Origin of the sequence: Sphaerobacter thermophilus DSM 20745 (genome assembly GCF_000024985.1) — a bacterium.
Classification (GTDB): domain Bacteria; phylum Chloroflexota; class Chloroflexia; order Thermomicrobiales; family Thermomicrobiaceae; genus Sphaerobacter; species Sphaerobacter thermophilus.
The window spans coordinates 2,388,408-2,407,038 of the sequence record NC_013523.1 but is presented as its reverse complement, the minus strand read 5'-3'; the positions used below and the strand labels follow the sequence as shown (position 1 = coordinate 2,407,038).

Sequence of the window (18,631 nt, the reverse complement as noted above, 5' to 3'; positions counted from 1 at the left end):
AGCTGCCGTGTATGCTTATCGCATCACGGTCACGATTGTATCTGTTTCGCGGCCGCCGAGTTTCACACAGTGCGATCACTACAGCGAGCGATTTGCCGTCGAGGGCTTGTGCCTCGCAGGCACGCCCACACACGGTTGCTTTGAGTCAGCGGCACGACTGTGCCCATTGGTGGGTGTGAGGAGGGAGTACAGTTGACGGCTGCGGCGCAGTCGCCGGCGGGGACGGCTGCCGGCCAGAGCGACGCGATCCTAGAGGTGTCCAATCTCACCAGGGTGTTCGGTGGGGTGAGGGCGGTCGATGACTGTAGCTTTCGCGTCCGCCGGGGCACCATTACCGGCTTGATTGGCCCCAACGGCGCGGGGAAGACGACCGCGTTCAACCTCATCTCCGGCTTTCTCAAGCCAACCAGCGGCACCATCGTCTTCGACGGCGAGCGCATCGATGGCCTGCCTCCCCACGTGATTGCCCGCAAGGGCCTCGTGCGTACCTTCCAGATCCCCAAACCACTTGGCTCGATGACCGTACTGGAGAACCTGGTGCTCGTGCCCATGGGGCAGGAGGGCGAGCGCGTCTGGAACGCGTGGTTTCGCCCCGGCCTGGTCGGCCAGCGCGAGCGGGAGATTATCGACCGGGCGCTGGCCGTGCTGGAGTACGTGGACCTGATCCGGCTGCGGGACGAGTACGCGGCGAACCTCTCGGGCGGCCAGAAGAAGCTCCTGGAGCTGGCGCGGACGTTGATGGCTGAGCCCAAGATGATCCTGCTCGACGAGCCGGGCGCCGGGGTGAACCGCACGCTGATGCGCCGGCTGGTGGGCTACATCGAGGAGCTGTGCTACGAGCGGGGCATCACCATGTTCATCATCGAGCACGACATGGATCTGGTGGCCCGGCTCTGCAACCCGGTCATCGTCATGAGCGAAGGAACCCACCTCTGCGAGGGGACGCCCGAAGAGGTACGCAACAACCCGCAGGTCCTCGAGGCGTATCTGGGAGGGCAGTATCGATGACCGTCGCTACTGCCGTCGCCACTCAGCCGCTCCTCGACGCCGTCGATATCACCGCCGGCTATGGCGGGGTCGACATCCTGCGGGGCGTGTCGATCCGGGTCCAACCGGGTGAGATGGTCGCCATCATCGGTCCGAACGGGGCGGGTAAATCGACGCTGATGAAGGCCCTCTTCGGGCTGCTGCCGGTGCGCACCGGCCGGGTGTTGCTGGCAGGGGAGGAGATCACCCACGAGTCGCCGGATCGCCTGGTCCGGCGCGGTATGTGCTATGTGCCGCAGACGGACAACGTTTTCCCCTCGTTGACCATCCGTGAAAACCTGGAGATCGGCGGCTTCGCGCGGGACGGGGGCCGCGGGGAGCGGATGGAGCAGGTCTTCAGCCTGTTCCCGGTGCTGGCCGAGCGGCCGAACGAGCGTGCAGGGCGGCTCTCGGGCGGGCAGCGCCAGTTGCTGGCTATCGCACGGGCGCTGATGCTCGACCCGCAGTTGCTGCTGCTCGACGAGCCGTCGGCCAGCTTGTCGCCGAAGATGGTCGACATGGTCTTCGAGAAGGTGGTGGAGATCAATGCCACCGGGACCGCCATCCTGATGGTCGAGCAGAACGCACGCCAGGCGCTGAGCCTCAGCCACCGGGGCTACGTGCTGGCAGGTGGGGAGAACCGACTGGAAGGTGACGCGCGCCAGCTCCTTGAGAGCGACGAGGTGCGCCGCCTCTATCTGGGGGAGTAGGAACGGAATGTCCACGGGGACCGTCTCGCCACGGGTCGAGACCGCACCAACTCGGCTCGGGCGGCTGGGTGACGCGGCCGGCTCGGTCGTGCTCTTCGGCGCGATCGGCCTGTTCGTCATCTGGAGCGCGCTGACGCACCCGAGCCAGTTCGTCGCCGGCCTGGTCGTCGGCAGTGTGCTCGCGCTCGGGGCGCTGGGCCTGACGCTCATCTACGGCGTGCTGAAGTTCGCCCACTTCGCCCATGGCGACTCGATGATGCTGGCGGCCTACCTGGCCTTCTTCGCCCTCTCGGGCAACCTGGTGGGTACGCGCGGGACCGACGTGCGCCTGCCCTGGAGCTTCGCCGACCTGCCGGGCGCCACCGAGCGGATCTGGCGCTTCTCCTTCGGCTACGGCCTACTGCTCTCGATCGTCGTCGCGGCCGCGCTGTCCGCCGTGATCCTGATCCTGGTCGACCGCTGGGTCTACCGGCCGCTACGTCAGCGGCGCGCCGGACTGGCGATCTTCGCCATCGTCTCGCTGGGCGTGGCGATTGCCATGCGCAGCCTGGTGCTCATGATCTGGGGGCCGACCCCCCGCTTCTACGTCTCCGGAATTCGGCCGACGCTGCAAATCCCCGGCGGGCCGCGCATCCCCACCGATCAGCTCTTCATCGTCGCGGCTGCGATCGTCCTTGCCGCGGTCGTCTACTTCCTCCTCTACCGGACGACCACCGGCCGCGCCATGCGCGCCATGGCCGACAACCCGGATCTGGCGCGCGTCAGCGGCATCGACACCGAAGCGGTGGTGCGCACCACCTGGCTCGTCAGCGGCGGACTGATCGCCGTCGCGGGGGTTCTGCTCGCGCTTCAGTCGCAGCTCAAGCCGGAGTTGGGGTTCATCCTGCTCCTGCCGGTCTTCGCCGCCGCGATCCTGGGCGGGATTGGTAGCCCGCACGGGGCGCTGGTGGGTGGACTGGTCGTCGGGGTGGTGCAGGAGGTGGCGGTGGCGGTTGGCCCGCTCAGCCCGGGCTACAAGTTCTCCATCGCCTTCGTCATCCTGATCCTGGTGATCCTGGCTCGGCCGCGTGGACTGTTTGGAGCGTAGCGTCATGAAGGAAGCATCGAAGACGACGAAGCTCATCGTCGCGGCCGTCACGGTCGCAATGATCCTCCTCCCACTCATCCACTCCGGCGGGAGCGTCACGGCCGTGATCGGCTTCCTTGTCCCCTTCGTGACGACCGTGGCGATCCTGGCCATTATCGCCATCGGGCTCAACGTGCAGTGGGGCTACACCGGTATCTTCAATTTCGGTGTGGTCGGCTTCTTCATGGTCGGCGCGTTCGTCGCGGCGATCGTCACCAAGTCGCCCGCCGACTCCGAGTTCGTGCAGTACGTGGGCGGCTTCGGAGATCGGCTGGCGTTCCTCCCCTTCCTCGACAGCCGGGAGTGGCTCCCCTTCATCTTCGGAGTGCTGGCGGCGGCGCTGGCCTCGGCGCTGCTGGCGTTGCTCCTGGCGCTGTCGGCGCTGCGGCTGCGCGAAGACTACCTGGCAATCACGACCATCGGCGTGGCCGAGGTGCTGCGGCGGGTGACGATCGAAGAGACCTGGCTGGTCAACGGCACGCGCGGCCTGACCGGCATCCCGCGGCCCCTCGCCGGCTGGTTCGAGCCGAACGTGTACCGCTTCGTCTTCCTGGGCCTGGCCCTCGCGATGCTCTTCCTGGTCTACCTGATGGTGGAGCGCGGCATCAGCTCACCCTGGGGCCGCGTGCTGCGGGCGCTGCGCGAGGACGAGGACGTGGTGGCCGCCAGCGGCAAGAACGTCTTCGCCTTCAAGGTCCAGGGGTTCGTACTCGGCGCGGCGATCATGGGCGCGGGCGGCGCGTTCTTCGCGTTCCAGCAGGGCGCCATCTCGCCCGAGACGTTCACCCACTTCTTCGGCACATTCATCATCTGGGCCATGCTGGTGCTCGGGGGCAGCGGCAACAACGTCGGCGCGGTCGTCGGTACCTTCGTGGTCTGGGGCTTCTGGTCGATCACGCTCCAGATTCAGAGCTTCAAGCTGCCGGTGTTCATCGTAGACCGCATCTCGTTCTTCCGCGACTTCATCATCGGCGCGCTGATCGTCGTGGTTCTGCTCGCCGGCCCCAAGGGGCTGGTTCCCGAGCGGGCGCGGGTGTCGCGCTGGCTGGACAGCCGGGTGCGGGAGCTGCGGCGCCAGGAGGCAGCGACCCAGGCCACCGCCACGGTCGAACCGGCCTCGAGTCCGGTGGAGTAGGGGCGCCACGGCGCGTGTCCAGGCTGAGTGGTGCAGCGTTCTCCGCGCCGTGGCGTGTGCCCGGGGGTAAACCCCCGGGCTGACAACACGAAGCCGGCTTTAGCCGGCCGGGGACCAAACTCTTGAAGTGCGGCGGCTTCGGCCGCCGCTTTGGTATGGCGCAGGGTGGTAATCCCTGCGCAGGTTGGGTTCCGTGAAGATCCGCGCGCCATGGCGTGTGCCCGGGGGTAAACCCCCGGGCTGAATATGGGAAAGCCCACTGAAGGGGCTGCGATGGCTACCTGCGGGCGGAGCCGATCCGGTCCCTCACCGGACGCAGCGTTCCCATCCCCTTCAGCGGGCTTCGCCTTGTCAGCCCCCGGGGTTATGAAGTTTGACGAATTACGTTGATACACCGGAGCCAACCCCGTCGCCCGGTCGCTGTCATCCTTCGCTCTGCCGGGGGCAGCGGCCAGCCGCGCCCGGCGACTCCGTCCGAGCCGAAGGATCTCCCCGGTGCGTATCCGGTCTGACGCGAGATCCTTCGCTGCGCTCAGGATGACATCATCGCGGGAGCGGGTTGCCGGCGGGTACACGAAGCTAATTCGTCCAACTCCATTACCCCCGGGCACACGCCACGGCCGTAGCCCCGCTGTCTCTGTTCAGCGGACGAAGAAGGGCTTGCGGTGTTCACCGCAAGCCCTGCCTTGGGAGTGTGGGGCCGCTGTGATCGATCACTTGCGCGGCTATTGGGTCAGGTCGATCTCACGCGTTTCCTGAACGACGATAGCGCTGCCCTGCACGCGCCAGACCTCGATCGCGCCCGTGAGCACATCGCCGTTGTCATCGAAGTCGGCCGGGCTAGCTGCACCCTCATAGTTGATATCTTCGCCGGCCGCGATCAGCTCGAGCGCTCGCGCCCAGCCCTCAGAACCCGGCGTGACCGTTTCACCCGGCGGGTTGGCGATCTCGCGAATCGCGTCGCGGATCGCAGCCGGGTCGGTGCTGCCGGCCTTCTGCGCCGCCAGCGCGATCACGTACACGGCATCGTAGCTCTCGCGGAGGAAGGGAAGCTCCGGCCGGCGGCCGTAGGCCTCTTCGTAGCGAGCGTCGAACGCATCACCGACCTCGGTGTCCAGCGCGCCGGGAGCCGTTCCCCACATGCCCTCGAAGACGTCCCAGCCGAGGTCAGCGAACTGCTCCTCGGACTTGGTGCCGTCGACGAACAGGAAGTTCTCCACCAGCCCCTGCTCGACAGCCTCGCGCAGGTAGACGCGCGCGCTCTCGGGGTAGCTAATGGCCGCCAGGACGTCCGGGTTGCCCTCGGTGCAGGTGGCCAGCTCCGCGGCGTAGCTCGCCTGCTCCTGCTCGTGCGGCACCTGGGCCAAGACCTGCCCACCGAGCCGCTCGAACTCACGGGCGAAGACCTCGGAGAGGCCCTGGCCATAGGCGTTGTTCGTGTACATAGTGCAGGCGGTCTGGAAGCCCTGCTCCTGGGCGAGCTGTGCCAGGACGACACCCTGCGCCGCGTCCGAGATGGTGGTGCGGAACAGGAAGTCATTGTCGTTGGCGTCGGTCAACGCGGGCGACGTGGACGCCGGGGAGATCTGCACGATCCCGGACGGCCCGGTCACCGACTCCGCGACCGGGAGAGTCACGCCGCTGGCGGCGGCGCCGATGATGGCGCTCACCCGCTCGACCTCGACCAGGCGGCGAGCCTCTTCAACGCCCTGCTGCGGCGACGTGCCGTCGTCAGCACGCACCAGCTCGACCGGCTGGCCGAGCACACCGCCCGCGGAGTTGATCTCCTCGACGGCGAGCATCGCGGCGTTCCAGAAGGCCGGGCCGAAGTCGGAGAGGTCACCGGTGAACGGCGCCAGCATGCCGATCTTCAGGGCCTCCCCAGATGCGGTCGGGGTACTGTCGCTACTGGTTGGCGACGCCGCGGGCGAACCTGACGGCGCTGGCGTAGCGGTCTCCGTTGTTCCTCCGCTTGTGGTCGGTGTCTCGGCCGCGGTCGTGGGCTCGCTTTCGCCGTCCCCACCGCAGGCTGCCAGGATCGGCAGCAGCAGCGTGATAGCGACGAACAGCGCAAGCGGCCAGGGGATGCGTCTTGACATACGATCACTCCTCCTCGCGATCGACGGTCCCCACACTACACTGTCGGTGCGAATCCGTGCGCATAGTATGTCAGGGACAGCGACGATTGGCAATCCGAGTATGCCTTCCCATTTGAGGTTAGCTCGGTGGCAAGTCGACCTGTCCCGCTCCTGGTCATGTTTCCCGTGGTTGTGAACAAGGGATGCATGGGCGGTCGCCACTCAACGCAACGGTAAGCAGCCCGCCGATCATGGAAAGGTTCTTTAGGAAATGGATGCGCTGCCCCTTGCGCTGCTGCGGATCGCTCACTTGCCAGAAAGGGTGGCCGGCGAGCGTGGTCGGCACCATCGATGCCACCAGCGACAGGGCGGCCAACCGCGGACGGATTCCGAGCATCAGCATCGCACCGGCCGCGACCATGAGAGACCCGTTCGCCCGAACCGCGAGTTCCGGTTGCGGGACACCCAGCTCGGCCACCACCTTGACACGCCCGCCCGGTTCCCGAGCGGCATCCCAGCCGAGCACGATAAAGGCGAGACTCAGCAAAGAGCGAGCAAGGAAACGGACCGCAGACAGCATACACACCTCCCCTATACGTGATACGTGCCGCCGTTCGGCACCGCGGGTGGCTGCAAGACAGACGCCACGGCACCGGCCTGAAACATCGACGTACGGTCCGTCGCTACTTTAGTAGAAGCAGGCTGAGACGCAGTAGGGCTTACGTCCAGGTGAAGCGGTGTCTGCCAGCCAGTTCGTGCCCGGGGCTCAAGCCCCGGGCTCACAAGGAAAGCCGGCTGAAGCCGGCTCGGGGGAAGAGGGCTTACGTCCCGGCGTTGGGAGTCCACCGGCCGGTTGGGGCCCGGGGGATTACCCCCGGACACATGCCGCCGCGCGGGAATCATCACACCGCCTACTGGCAGCGGCATGGAGGGCGGGTGGTTCCCGACACTGCGTGGCTGGCGTGGGGTTGTCGGTCTAGCGGGTGGTGGCGGGGACGCGGCCGGATTGGCGCTTCCACTGCTCGATGCGGGCCAGCATCTCCTGGGCGTTCTGACGGGAGGCGGCGGTGACCGGCAGGCCGTCGAGCATGGCGGCCAGCTCATCGATGCGAGCGTCGTCGTCGAGGCGCTCGATGCGCGTCTCGGTCCGGCCGTCGTACTCGTCCTTGGTGATGCGGTAGTGGGCCTCGGCAAAGGCGGCGATCTGCGGCAGGTGACTGATGACGATGACCTGGTGCTGCCCGGTCAGTGACCAGAGCTTCTCGCCCACCGGCTGGCCACTGCGGCCGCCGACGCCGACGTCGACCTCGTCGAAGACCAGGGTGGGGGTGGCGTCGGCCGCGGAGAGGATCGACTTGAGGGCGAGCATGAGGCGGGCGGTCTCCCCGCCGGAGGCGATGCGGGCCAGTGGCCGGGGTGTCTCCCCGGCGTTGGGGGCGATCAGGAACTCGACGCGGTCGAGTCCGGTCTGATCGAAGGTGATCGTCGGGCCGTCACGGCCGTCGTCGCCCGGGAGGTGGGCGACGGTGCCGCTCGTCAGGGGGCGCAGGTCGACCACGAAGCGGGCCCGGCCCATGTTCAACTCGGCGATGGCCTGCTCGACCGCCTGCTCCAGCTCGCCGCAGGCGGCGCGGCGGCGTTCGGTCAGCCGCGCGCCCTGCTCGGCGATCTGTCGCAGCAGGACAGCGGCACGGTGGCGCAACTCCTCGACCCGCTGCTCGCTGGTGTCCAGGTCGTGGAGTTCCTGGGCGGCCTGCTCGCCGTAGGCGATGACCTCGGCGATTGTCGCGCCGTACTTGCGCTTGAGCTGCTTGAGGAGCGCCAGCCGATCCTCGACCGCCGCCAGGCGCTCCGGGTCTCCTTCGACCTCCTCGGCGTAGACCCGCACCCCGTGGGCGACATCCTCCAGCAGGATGAGCGCCTCGCGCAGTTGGTTCGCCAGGGGCTCGTTCGTCGCGTCGACCCGCGCAAGTTCTTCGATCCGCTCGGCCGCCAGCCGGATCTGGTCGAGCGCGCCGGAGACCGGAGCAGGCCCGGTGTCGTCAGCCCCTTCGAGCAACTGGTACGTCTCGGCGGCGAGGCGCGCCAGCCGCTCGGCGTTGCCGAGCACGAGCCGCTCGCGCTCCAGCTCGGCTTCCTCGTCCGGGTGCAGCTTGGCGGCGGTGATCTCTTCGACCTGGAAGCGGAGCAGGTCCATCCGGTGCGCGCGCTCCCGCTCGTCGGCGACGATCTGGTCGATCTGGCGGCGGATCTGGTGGTACTCGTGGACGAGGGCGGCGAACCGCTCACGCTCCTCCAGCGTCCCGGCATAGCGGTCGAGCAGGTCGACGTGGATAGCGGGGCGCAGGAGCGAGAGGTGCTCGCTCTGGCCGTGGATGTCCACCAGCAGCGAGCCGAACTGGGCGAGGGTGCTGGCAGTGACGGTGCGGCCGTTGATACGGGCGGCACTGCGCCCGGCCGCGCTGATGTCGCGGGTCAGGATCAGCGTGCCGTCCTCGGGCTCGACGCCGGTCTCGGCCAGGAGGGTGCGGAAGTCCTCGCGCTCCGCGAGGTCGCGAACGTCGAAGACTGCCTCGACCCAGGCACCGGACGCGCCGGTGCGCACGAAATCGGCGGAGACGCGCGCACCCAGGACGGCGCTCAGGGCGTCGATGATGATCGACTTACCCGCGCCCGTCTCCCCGGTGAGGGCGTTCAGGCCGGGGTGGAACGTGAGGCGCAGGTCGCGGATGATAGCGAAGTTGCGGATGGCGAGTTCCAGGAGCATGGCTCGGCGTCACGTCCCTCGGCTAGCTGCTGGTCCACCGCCGCGCCGGCGGGCGGTCGATGAGCGGAACAATTGTACTACAGGCCCTTGGCGGGTCCGGGGCGGAGCGTCTCCGGTGCTAGTCCGTAGGTGTCAGGATCCCCGAGCGGTGACAAGTGCCCGGGGCTCAAGCCGCCGGGCTAGGAAGCGAAGTCCACTGAAGGGACTGAGGATGCTGCGCCCGGTGGGTGGCCGAACCGGACATGCCTGGATGTCGCCATCGCAGCCCCTTCAGTGGGCTTACCCCATTATTCAGCCCGGCGGCTTGAGCCCCGGGCGTGTACCGGCACGGTGGATTCCTTATTATCCAGGCGTGGGCCAAATTCCCCCAGCCGGCTTCAGCCGGCTATCGTTGTCAGCCCGGGGGTTTATCCCCGGGTACTCATCACACGTGCAGCCCCGCGTCGCCCGGCGCGGAGAGAGGACCGAAATTTCCTGCTCCTTCGAACGCGGGCCACAAATATGAACCGCCCGACTCATTGCGAGCCGGGCGGCTGGACGGAACACGGAACACGCAATACGCAACACGCATCAATTCAGATCCAACTCCCTGTGCTGGCGGGCGACGCGCCCTCGGACCTGGGAGGCGGCGGTCGCGCGGCCGATGCGGAGGATGTTGCGGGCACCGATGGCGAGGCTGGCGAGCAGGGTGCGCCGGGTTGGGGGCGGGTCGAGGTCGCGGACGGTCCGCCAGTGCTCGGCGGCGTCGTGGCGTTCTTGCCAGCGTGATGCCGCTAGCTTCAGGTTCACCCACGGATCGGAGTGCATAGCTCGGTTCCCTTCATCGTGCGGGTCGGTGCCAGGTCGGTGTCGTCAGAGCGGACAGGTGGCGCGGGCATGGTTCAGGTGTGGTCTGGGTAGCCTCTCCTTTCAGAGCGCAGCGGGCCCCTGGCGGAGCCGCCGCGGTTCGCGCGCGGCTCCGGGATCAGGTCGTCGGTTCGGTCGTGGTGCGCTACGCGGTCGTGTGCTGGCCCTGTTGCCGCTGCGCCAGGGCGTCAAGCAGGCGCTCGGCTTCGGCAACGGTGAGTGTGCCGGCTGCCAGCTCGCTCAGGATCACACGCTGGTAGTTCTCGAACTCGCTTTCGTCGGTGCGCGGCGTCTCGGCGGCCGGTGGACCCACCAGGATCACGTCCGTGTCGGAATCGGCCGCTTCGACACCCTCGGGCGGTGCGGGCGCCTCGGGCAGTGCCGGAGGTGTCGGGGGCACCGGCGGTTCTGGAGTCGAGGGCGATGGAGGTGCCGCCGGTCGCACCGGGGTGGTGGAACGCGCGCCGGCCCCCGTCAACCAGCGGAGGTCCACATCGCCGCGCACGGCGCGGATGCGGATTTCGGCACGGTCATCGCCGTCGCCGATGCTGCCGACCAGCCGGCGTCCGAGCACGCTCTTCGGCCCGCGCTTGCCGACGCTCACGAGCGGGATCTCGCTGTCGATCTTGCCTCGGGCGGTGATGACCTCGATCCGGGCGCGGATGTCTCGTTGGACGGCGACGGTGATGTCGCCCGAGCCGGTGGTGAAGCTGTGCTCGCCCAGGCCGAGAACGGTGCGGCAGACGATGTCGCCCAGGCCGTTGTGGATGCTCGTCGTGGCGCTCGTGCCGCTGCGGACGATCGCGTCGCCGGTCCCGAGCTTGATCGTCAGGTTGTCGCAGTCGCGTTCGTCGACCACGGCGTCCCCGGCGCCGAGCTTGAGGTTCACCGGGCCGGTGCCGCCCTGGACCAGGACATCCCCGGCGCCGGCACTTACCACCACTTTCCCGGTCACGTTCGTCAGCTTGACGTCGCCCGCGCCGGAGCTGGCCGTGACCGGGCCCGTGAAGCGTTCGACCCGGATCGTGCCGCCGCCGAGCTTCATCTCGATCTCGCCGTCGCCGCCGTCGACGATGGTGTCGCCTCGGTCGACCCGTGCCTGCACCGTGCCCCGCGGGCTGTCGAGCACCAGGTCGCCGGTGCGCAGGGTGATCTCGGTGCGGCGAATGGTCTGCGGCAGTTCCACCGTGACGGGCGAGCCGGTGCCGATCCCGAGGATGGAGGTCAGGGCATTGGCCACGGTGGCGGACTGCCAGGAGATCTCCACCCGGTCGTCGTCATGCTCGATCTCGACGTAGTCGCCGCGGACCAGGATGTCGTCCCGCTCGGTCCAGGTGACCCGCAGGTCACCCTCGGTGCCCTCGATAAGCAGGACGTCTACTCCGGAAGCGGCGATACGGTGTTCGCTCGTACTCATCGGCTGATTCCTTCCCGGTAGCCCGCCGCATGGCGGAGGTCGGTGTCGGCCGTCGATGCCACCGGCACCGGCTCCGGCGCCGGTGGCGAGCTCAGGTTGCGGAGGGCGGGGGCTGTCCCGCACACGGCGGCGGCGGCCAGGTAGGAAACCGCGATCAGGCCGAGCATGGGGAGCAGCCCAACGTAGTCGATGATGTAGCCGGCCATCAGCAGCCCCAGCGGGGAGACCGCAAGGCCGAGGGCGGTGACCAGTCCGAAGGCGCGCCCGCGCAGTTCGGCGGGGACCTCCTCCTGGAGCAGCGTCATCGCCAGGGGGTTGATCGGCGCCGAGATCACGCCCTCCACCGCCATGAATGTCGCGATCACCCAGAGGGGCGCTCCCAGGGCGAGCGGGGTGAGCGAGAGGCAGCACGCGGCGAAGGCGATCACCAGCGTGGGCCGCCGGGGCAGCTTGTGCCCGACGGCGCCGTAGGCGAGGACTCCCGCCAGCGCGCCGGCGCCGAAGGCGCTGACGATGGTGCCCAGCGCGACGACGCTGCCGAGGACGCGGTCGGCGTAGACGGGCAGCACGACGGAGAAGAGGGGCATGTCGACGATGCTGATCACGAGCATCACCGTGATCATCGTTCGGACCAGCCTGTTCTGGCGGACGAACTGCAGCCCCTCGCGCAGCTCATCGAGGTAGCGGGAGGACGATCCGCTCACGGTGGCCTGGCGGCGCAGCCCGCGGACACCGACCAGCACGATGGTCGCTGACACGACGTAGCCGGCGGCGTCGAGCCAGAGGGCCTGGCTGGGGCCCACCAGGGAGATGAGGGCCGCGCCGAGCGCCGGGCCCACCAGGAGCGAGAGCCGTGGGATCGCCTGGTAGGCGGCGTTGGCCCGCTCCAGCGGCAGCCCGGCCAGCTCCGCCAGGTCGGGTACGAGGCTCTGGCGTGCGGTCATGCCGGGGGTGGCGAAGAGCCCTGCGAAGAAGACGAGTATCAGGAGTTGCCAGAACTCCAGTCCGACGGTGTGGTGCAGCGCGGGGATGAGCGCAATGGTGGCCCCGGCCAGGAGATCGGAGACGACGCTGCCGGTCTTGAATCCGATGCGGTCGACCAGGGTGCCGCCGAAGAAGGAGGCGATGATGATCGGCAGCATCTCGGCGAAGCCGACGATGCCGGTCTTGGCCGCGCTCCCGGTCGTCTGCAGCACGAACCAGGGGATGGCGATCTGAGTGACGCGCGTGCCGACCATCGAGATGGCATTGGCACCCAGGAGTGCCAGAAAGGGTATACGATTAGCGCCGGAGGCCTGGCCGCGTGTGGCGATCATTTAGTCTCCCGATCCGCGTGGCCAGCTCCCATAGATGCTGGCCGCGCTGCTAGCGAGCGTCTCCGCCGGATTGGAGGCGGCGGAGCTGTGCCATCCCTTCGTCGACCGTCAACTCGCCCCGGGCGATGCGTTCGAGGATCTTCTCACGCTCCGTGGACGGCGCAGGGGCGGGCGCCGGCTCCGGCTCAGGTTCCGGTTCCGGCTCCGGCTCTTCCAGCGCCGCGATGATGTCTTCGAGCTTGCCGCGCACGGTTGGGTAGGAGACGCCGAGGGTTCGTTCGACGTCGCTGAGGTTGCCGCGGCTGCGCACGAAGAGCAGCAGGAACGTCTGCTGATCATCGGTCAGCCGGCTGAAGGGGTTGGCCGCCCACCGGCCGCGCACGATCGTAGAGCAGGTAGGACAGGCCAGCTCCTGGATCTGAAGCGCGGAACCGCAGGTTGGGCATTGTTGTGGTGCGTTGTACATGATCTCCTCCTAACGCGGCCCAGTCTAGACTGATTCTGATCCGTTGTCAAGAGATTGTGAAGAATTGGTTCAGAATAGTTTGGAACCAGTGAGAGGGAGTGAGGTGCTGGGCGCGGGTCGCGTCGGGGGTCGGGAGGCGGGGCGTGCAGTCAGGATTTCCGCGGCATCCAAAATGCCGTCACTAGCCTGGCCAGTACTTGGACGGAAGCACAGAGGGGGCAGATCTTGCCCCAGGTCGGTGTGGCGGTTACAGCCCGTCGGTCGCGTGCCCCTTGGGGTACGAGGGGCGGCGGCATGACAGATGGGGAGTAGGACAGTGGTGCAGATGCAGCCGGTACAACGGCAGCGGATCGGCCCGGCGATCCGCCGCTTACGGCAAGAACGGGGGATGACACTCGACGCGTTGGCAGCACAAGCGGGCATCTCAGCGTCGCACCTGAGTCGACTCGAACGAAGCCAGACGCTCCCCAGCTTCACGGTCCTGGCCAAGATCGCTGAGGTGCTTGGGGTCGGCATCGACGAGTTCGTGCGGCTCGAGCGCGACGTGACGCTCCTCGACGCCGACCTGGGCCGCTACCTCGATATGCTCGGCATCGGTCCTCCCGTGCGGGATGAGCTGTTCGACCTGTCGATCGAGGCGCGACGCACCCTGGTCGGGTGCCTGCGCCAGTTGGGCGAGGCGACGCTTCCCCCGCTGGCCACCCAGGAGCTGGTGGCGCGTGCCGCGCGCCATGACGATCTGGCCGAGGTCTGGAGGGCGCTCAACCGGCTGATCCGCCAGGCGGGGATGGGCGGGCCGGCCTTCGCGCGCGCCTGGCTGCAACTGGTGCAGACCCCCGGCCACCGGCGCATCCTGGTGGCGAGCCGCAGCTTCTTCCTCCTGCCACCGGAGGCCGATCTGGTCGCGGCCTATCAGGCGGTCTTCCGCCGGGAGGCAATCGACCCGCAGGCGGTTTCCACCTGGGAAACCTCGGAGTGGGTGCGTGACCCCGCCGTGATGCGCCGCTGGCCCACGCGCATGATCCTGAGCCGCAGCTACCTGGAGCGCGCTCTGGACACCGAGAAGGCCGGCCCGGGACCGGACCTCGCGCGGGCGCAGGCGCTCAACCTCTGTGCGCGGCTGCTCGACCGCTTGGACCAGGACGCCAACTTCGAGCTGGCCGTCACGGACGCGGACCTCGGGCCGTTCAACATCTACTGCGTCGACGAGCAGGGCGGCCTGATCGAGCGGCTGCCTGAACGGCGAGGGCGGGAGTCCACGGTGCGCGTCGGGCTCTGGGTCGCAGGACCGGAGACCACGGCCCCGGTCGCGGGGTTGGTCGATCGGCTGTGGGATAGCCTTCCCGAAACCGATCGGAGTCGGGAGGCGGTGGTCGTCTGGCTGCGGCGGCGGCAGGCGGAAGCAAGTGAGAGAAACCCGGCACGTTGACCGGTTTTCTGCATGAATGGTAGCATTATGCTGGCGCTCATCGGATGAATCGCGGGATTCGTTTTCGACCGTCGTCGGCGGCATAGACGCGGGCGGCTCGCGTGTTGGATCGAACCGGCGGTGCGAGCCCGTGGCCGCGTCGTCGCGGTCGGTGCGAGCGGTCCCCGCGCGGAGACATGACGGATGAGACGCGGTGGGATTCCCGACATCGTGATTCGGCGGCTGCCGATCTACGAGCGCACGCTCAAGCAGATGCTGAGCGCGGGCGTGACGAGTATCTCGTCCGAGGAGTTGGGCGAGCGCATCGGGGTGACGGCGGCCCAGATCCGCCGGGACCTCTCCTACTTCGGTAAGTTCGGTAAGCAGGGCAAGGGATACGACGTTGCTCGGCTGGCGGAGGAGATCGCTCACATCCTCAAGCTGGACCGCCAGTGGGACGTCGCACTGGCCGGCTTCGGCCACCTGGGACAGGCCATCGCCCACTACCGGGGCTTCGAACCGAATGCGTTCCGCATCGCCGCGATCTTCGCCCGCAACCCGGAGCACATCGGCCAGCAGGTGAACGGCACCGTGGTCCTGGACGAGGCCGAACTGACGCCGGTCATCCGGGAGATGGGGATCAAGATCGGCATCGTGGCCGTTCCGGCCGCCGCGGCGCAGGACGTGGCCGACCGGATGATCGCCGGCGGGGTGCGGGCGATCCTCAACTACGCCCCGGTGATCCTGAAGGTGCCGGAGTCGGTCTGGGTGCGTGAGATCGACCCGGTCAGCGCCCTGCAGAGCCTCACCTACTACCTCGACAACGGCGACCCCTCCCACGACGGCCGCGCCGCTCCGGTTGGCGAGAGCCTGGCGACCGAGGCGGCCGGGCACTAGGGTAGAGAGCTTGGACAGCGGCGGCTGCGGCCGCCGCTTTGTTATGTGGTGGACCGGTCTCCTCCGGGTTGTCATACCGACCGGCGCAGGGCCGGAGCACCGCTCGACCCCATGCCGAGAGAACGGCCCTCACCCCCAACCCCTCTCCCAACGTTGGGCGAGGGGGGGTGCGCTGGGGACGGGTACGGCGCCGTCCGCCGCCCGCGCTCGTGGCAATGAGGAATAACCCTGCACCTGGCCGTGCTATACTAGAACAGATGACCGACAAATCGTGCGCTGCGCCGCACTGCGCCGCGCTCACCACGAGCGACGTCTGCAGCCCATGGACGTGACACCACTTCCTTTTCCCCTCGACGAGCATCCCCCTGTCCTGGTCGGGCGGGAGAGCGAGCAGGCGACGCTGCGCGCGGCGCTGGGCGATACGCTGGGCGGGCGCGGCCGGCTGGTGATGATCAGCGGTGAGGCCGGGATCGGCAAGACGGCACTGGCGCGCCGGATCGGCCGCGAGGCGTGTGAGCAGGGCGCGCTCGTCCTGGTGGGCCACTGCTACGACCTGATCGAGACGCCACCCTACGGGCCGTGGACCGAGGTTGTGGCTCAGGGGATCACGCACCAGGGTTCGCCGGTGCCGCCGCTCGAGGAAGCCGCGGCCCAGTCCGCCAGCCAGATGGCGCTCTTCGCCCGCATGTGGGAGTGGCTGGGTACCCTGGCGGCACGCCAGCCGCTGGTGCTGCTCCTGGAGGACATGCACTGGGCCGATGTAGGCAGCCTCGAGCTGCTGCGCTTCGTGGCGCGTGGTGTGGCCGGCGCACCGATGCTCCTCGTCGTCACCTACCGGGGGGACGAGGTGAACCGGCGGCACCCGCTCTTTCCCTTACTGCCGCTCCTGGTGCGGGAGGCGGGCGCCCTGCGGGTGGACCTGCGCCGGTTGGAGCCGGACGATGTGCGCACCCTGGTGTCCGCCCGCTATACCCTGTCGGTCGAGGCGCAGTCGCGCCTGATGGCCTACCTCGAGGAGCGGGCACAGGGCAACCCGCTCTACGTCGGGGAACTCCTGCGCACGCTCGAAGATGAGCACCTGCTGCGGCTGGAGGGCGACGGCTGGGTCCTCGGCGATCTGACGCAGGCGGGCGTCCCGACGCTGCTGCGCCAGGTGATCGAAGGGCGGCTGGCGCGCTTGGGCGACGAGGCGCACCACCTGCTCTCGGTCGCGGCGGTCATCGGCCAGGAAGTCCCCCTTGGGCTGTGGGAGGCGGTCACCGGGGCCACGGAGGAAGAGCTGCTCGATGTGATTGAGGCGGCGGTCGAGGCGCGGCTCCTCGAGGCCCACTCCGACGGCGCCGCCGTGCGCTTCGCGCACGCGCTGATCCGCGAGACACTCTACGACGGGCTTCTGCCGCCCCGGCAGCGGTTGTGGCACCGCCGCGTAGCGGAGACGCTGATGGCTGCCCCCACGCCCGGCCCGCATGCCGTCGCTTACCACCTGCAGCGGGCTGGAGACCCGCGGGCGGCGGAGTGGCTGATTCGCGCCGGGGATCTGGCGCAGCGGGCCTACGCGCTGCTGACAGCCGGGGAACGTTTCGACGCCGCGCTCCAGATCCTGGAAGCCCAGGGCGCGCCGCCGGAGGAGCAGGCGCTGCTCCTCTACCGCGTGGCGCGGATGCGCCGCTATGCCGACCCACGCCACGCGCTTGCCTACCTCGACGACGCGATCGCCCTGGCGGAGGAGGCGGGCGACCGGCCACTGGCCGCCTATGTCGGCTGTTTCCGCGGCAGCCTGCGCTGTGTCATCGGCGATATCCGCGCCGGGCTGGCGATCCTGGAGGAGTCGATCGCTGCAATCGATGCCCTGAGCGACGAGGAGCGGGCGAGGCTGCGCGAGCGCCTCGTGCGCGTGGGTGACCCGCCCGATGAGTACCACTACCGGGGCGCGCTGGTGAACTGGCTCGCGCTCTCGGGCCGGTGCGCGGACGCGCTGGCCCTCGGCCCGAGCGCGGAGCCCGAGGTACCCGCGCGTGGACTTGGCACTTCGGGCTACGCCAATGCCTGGCGCGGGGTGGCGAGCGCCTCGGCTGTCCTGGGTCACCCTGACGCGGCGCGGCGCGCTTGCGCTGAGGCGATCGCCGCCTACCGCGCCGTCGAGCACCACTACCAGGTGGGGCAGGCGCTGCTCCTGGAGCTGTACGAGGTGGTGCTGCCCTACCACGCTGATGACCTGGCCGAGCGCGAGCGGCTGGCGCGGGAGGCCGAGGCCGCCTGGGAACGTGCCGGAGAGGTAGCCGGGGAGTCACTGCCGCCGCGCTTCGTCTGGCTGCCGCTCCTCTTGCTGGAGGGGGCCTGGGACGACGCCCGGCAACTGGCGCGTGCCGCTATCACCTCCGGCGGCCGCACCGGCTGGCGTCCCTTTGCCCGCAGCGCGCTGGCCACGCTCGCGCGCGAGCAGGGAGACGCGGCGTTGGCCTGGCAGCTCGTGGGTGAGCAGCTCCCGGCGGGGCTGGAAGCGGAGCCGGGCAACGCGATCCTGCTCGACACGCTGCCGATCCAGCGGCTGGCCGCCATGCTGGCGCTCGATGCCGGGGATCTCGCGACCGCACGGGCCTGGCTTGAAGCCCACGACCGCTGGGTGGCGTGGAGCGGGGCGGTACTCGGGCGCGCGGCCGGCCATCTCGGCTGGGCCGCGTACCATCGCGCAGCGGGCGAAGCCGCTGCGGCGCGGCGACGCGCCGTCCGCGCCCTGGAGGACGCCAGCGATCCGCGCCAGCCGCTGGTTCTGCTCCATGCCTACCGAACGCTCGGAGAGCTCGATACCGCCGCCCGGCGCCACGATGACGCCGCGCGCCACCTGGACGCCGCCCTGGCACTGGCCGACGCCTGCGCCGCCCGCTACGAGCGTGCCCTGACCCTGCTGGCCCTCGCCGAGCACCGCGGCGCGACGCGCCAGCCGGCCGCGGCGCGGGAACTCCTGGCAGAGGCCCGAGCGATCCTCGAGCCGTTGGGCGCAGCCCCGGCGCTGGACCGGGCACGTGCCATCGAAGCCCGGCTGTCCAGGTCGCGCGCTCGCCGCGCGGGTGCGGCCTACCCTGCGGGGTTGACGCCCCGCGAGGTGGAGGTCCTACGGCTGGTAGCGGATGGCCTGACCGACGCGCAGGTGGCCGAGCGCCTGTTCCTCAGCCCGCGCACGGTGAGCCAGCACCTGCGCTCGATCTACAACAAATTGGGGGTCTCCTCCCGCGCTGCGGCCACACGCTTCGCCCTTGAGAACCGCCTCTGGTAGTCTTACCACCCGCGAACGTACGCATCCAAAGGACTACGTAGAACTACGTAGTCAGGCCCTGGCCCTGTACGCCGCACGGCCGCGCCGCAATTTCGCACTTTTCACGATGTGGGGTCAGGCCGTGCGGCGTAGAGTAGGGACAGTAGTGATGAGGTCGGCGAGCCC

14 protein-coding genes are annotated in these 18,631 nt (G+C 68.9%); 7 read left to right on the top strand and 7 right to left on the bottom strand.

Annotated features, from left to right (window positions below):
- The first annotated feature begins 246 nt into the window (after positions 1-246).
- From STHE_RS10835 to STHE_RS10820, 4 genes are read left to right on the top strand one after another with little or no spacing between them, the layout of a single operon-like run.
- Positions 247-1,008, top strand: a complete 762-nt coding sequence (locus STHE_RS10835) for an ABC transporter ATP-binding protein (RefSeq protein ID WP_041400077.1) — start codon at positions 247-249, stop codon at positions 1,006-1,008.
- Positions 1,005-1,736 (top strand): ABC transporter ATP-binding protein, encoded by a 732-nt coding sequence (locus tag STHE_RS10830; protein WP_012872625.1) that lies wholly within the window; start codon positions 1,005-1,007, stop codon positions 1,734-1,736. The genes STHE_RS10835 and STHE_RS10830 overlap by 4 nt, the downstream gene beginning before the upstream one ends.
- A gap of 7 nt (positions 1,737-1,743) precedes the next feature.
- Complete coding sequence (locus tag STHE_RS10825; RefSeq protein ID WP_012872624.1) at positions 1,744-2,823, top strand: branched-chain amino acid ABC transporter permease; 1,080 nt, start codon at positions 1,744-1,746, stop codon at positions 2,821-2,823.
- Between the two features lie 4 nt (positions 2,824-2,827).
- On the top strand, positions 2,828-3,997 hold the full coding sequence (locus STHE_RS10820) for a branched-chain amino acid ABC transporter permease (RefSeq protein ID WP_012872623.1): 1,170 nt from the start codon (positions 2,828-2,830) through the stop codon (positions 3,995-3,997).
- A gap of 725 nt (positions 3,998-4,722) precedes the next feature.
- Here the strand turns inward: STHE_RS10820 and STHE_RS10815 are convergent.
- From STHE_RS10815 to STHE_RS10785, 7 genes are all read right to left on the bottom strand, one after another.
- On the bottom strand, positions 4,723-6,096 hold the full coding sequence (locus tag STHE_RS10815; RefSeq protein ID WP_012872622.1) for an ABC transporter substrate-binding protein: 1,374 nt from the start codon (positions 6,094-6,096) through the stop codon (positions 4,723-4,725).
- 154 nt (positions 6,097-6,250) lie between these two features.
- A complete protein-coding gene (locus tag STHE_RS10810; RefSeq protein ID WP_012872621.1) occupies positions 6,251-6,655 on the bottom strand; it encodes a DoxX family protein in 405 nt (134 codons plus the stop codon).
- A 396-nt stretch (positions 6,656-7,051) separates the two neighbouring features.
- Positions 7,052-8,842: a DNA repair protein RecN gene (recN, locus tag STHE_RS10805; RefSeq protein ID WP_012872620.1), complete on the bottom strand. Its 1,791-nt coding sequence runs from the start codon at positions 8,840-8,842 to the stop codon at positions 7,052-7,054.
- 570 nt (positions 8,843-9,412) lie between these two features.
- Complete coding sequence (locus STHE_RS19040) at positions 9,413-9,649, bottom strand: hypothetical protein (RefSeq protein WP_012872619.1); 237 nt, start codon at positions 9,647-9,649, stop codon at positions 9,413-9,415.
- Positions 9,650-9,833: 184 nt separating this feature from the next.
- Positions 9,834-11,105: a DUF4097 family beta strand repeat-containing protein gene (locus tag STHE_RS10795; RefSeq protein WP_012872618.1), complete on the bottom strand. Its 1,272-nt coding sequence runs from the start codon at positions 11,103-11,105 to the stop codon at positions 9,834-9,836.
- Positions 11,102-12,421, bottom strand: coding sequence for an MFS transporter (locus STHE_RS10790; RefSeq protein WP_012872617.1), 1,320 nt, complete (start codon positions 12,419-12,421; stop codon positions 11,102-11,104). The genes STHE_RS10795 and STHE_RS10790 overlap by 4 nt, the downstream gene beginning before the upstream one ends.
- A 49-nt stretch (positions 12,422-12,470) precedes the next feature.
- The gene (locus STHE_RS10785) at positions 12,471-12,887 is read right to left on the bottom strand and encodes a DUF2089 domain-containing protein (RefSeq protein WP_012872616.1); all 417 of its coding nucleotides are present in this window, start codon (positions 12,885-12,887) and stop codon (positions 12,471-12,473) included.
- A gap of 325 nt (positions 12,888-13,212) precedes the next feature.
- Here STHE_RS10785 and STHE_RS19230 point away from each other — a divergent pair, with 325 nt between their 5' ends.
- From STHE_RS19230 to STHE_RS10770, 3 genes are all read left to right on the top strand, one after another.
- Positions 13,213-14,316, top strand: a complete 1,104-nt coding sequence (locus tag STHE_RS19230; RefSeq protein ID WP_012872615.1) for a helix-turn-helix domain-containing protein — start codon at positions 13,213-13,215, stop codon at positions 14,314-14,316.
- Positions 14,317-14,499: 183 nt separating this feature from the next.
- Positions 14,500-15,192 (top strand): redox-sensing transcriptional repressor Rex, encoded by a 693-nt coding sequence (locus STHE_RS10775; protein WP_012872614.1) that lies wholly within the window; start codon positions 14,500-14,502, stop codon positions 15,190-15,192.
- Between the two features lie 322 nt (positions 15,193-15,514).
- Positions 15,515-18,466, top strand: coding sequence for a helix-turn-helix transcriptional regulator (locus STHE_RS10770; protein WP_012872613.1), 2,952 nt, complete (start codon positions 15,515-15,517; stop codon positions 18,464-18,466).
- The last annotated feature ends 165 nt before the right edge of the window (positions 18,467-18,631 follow it).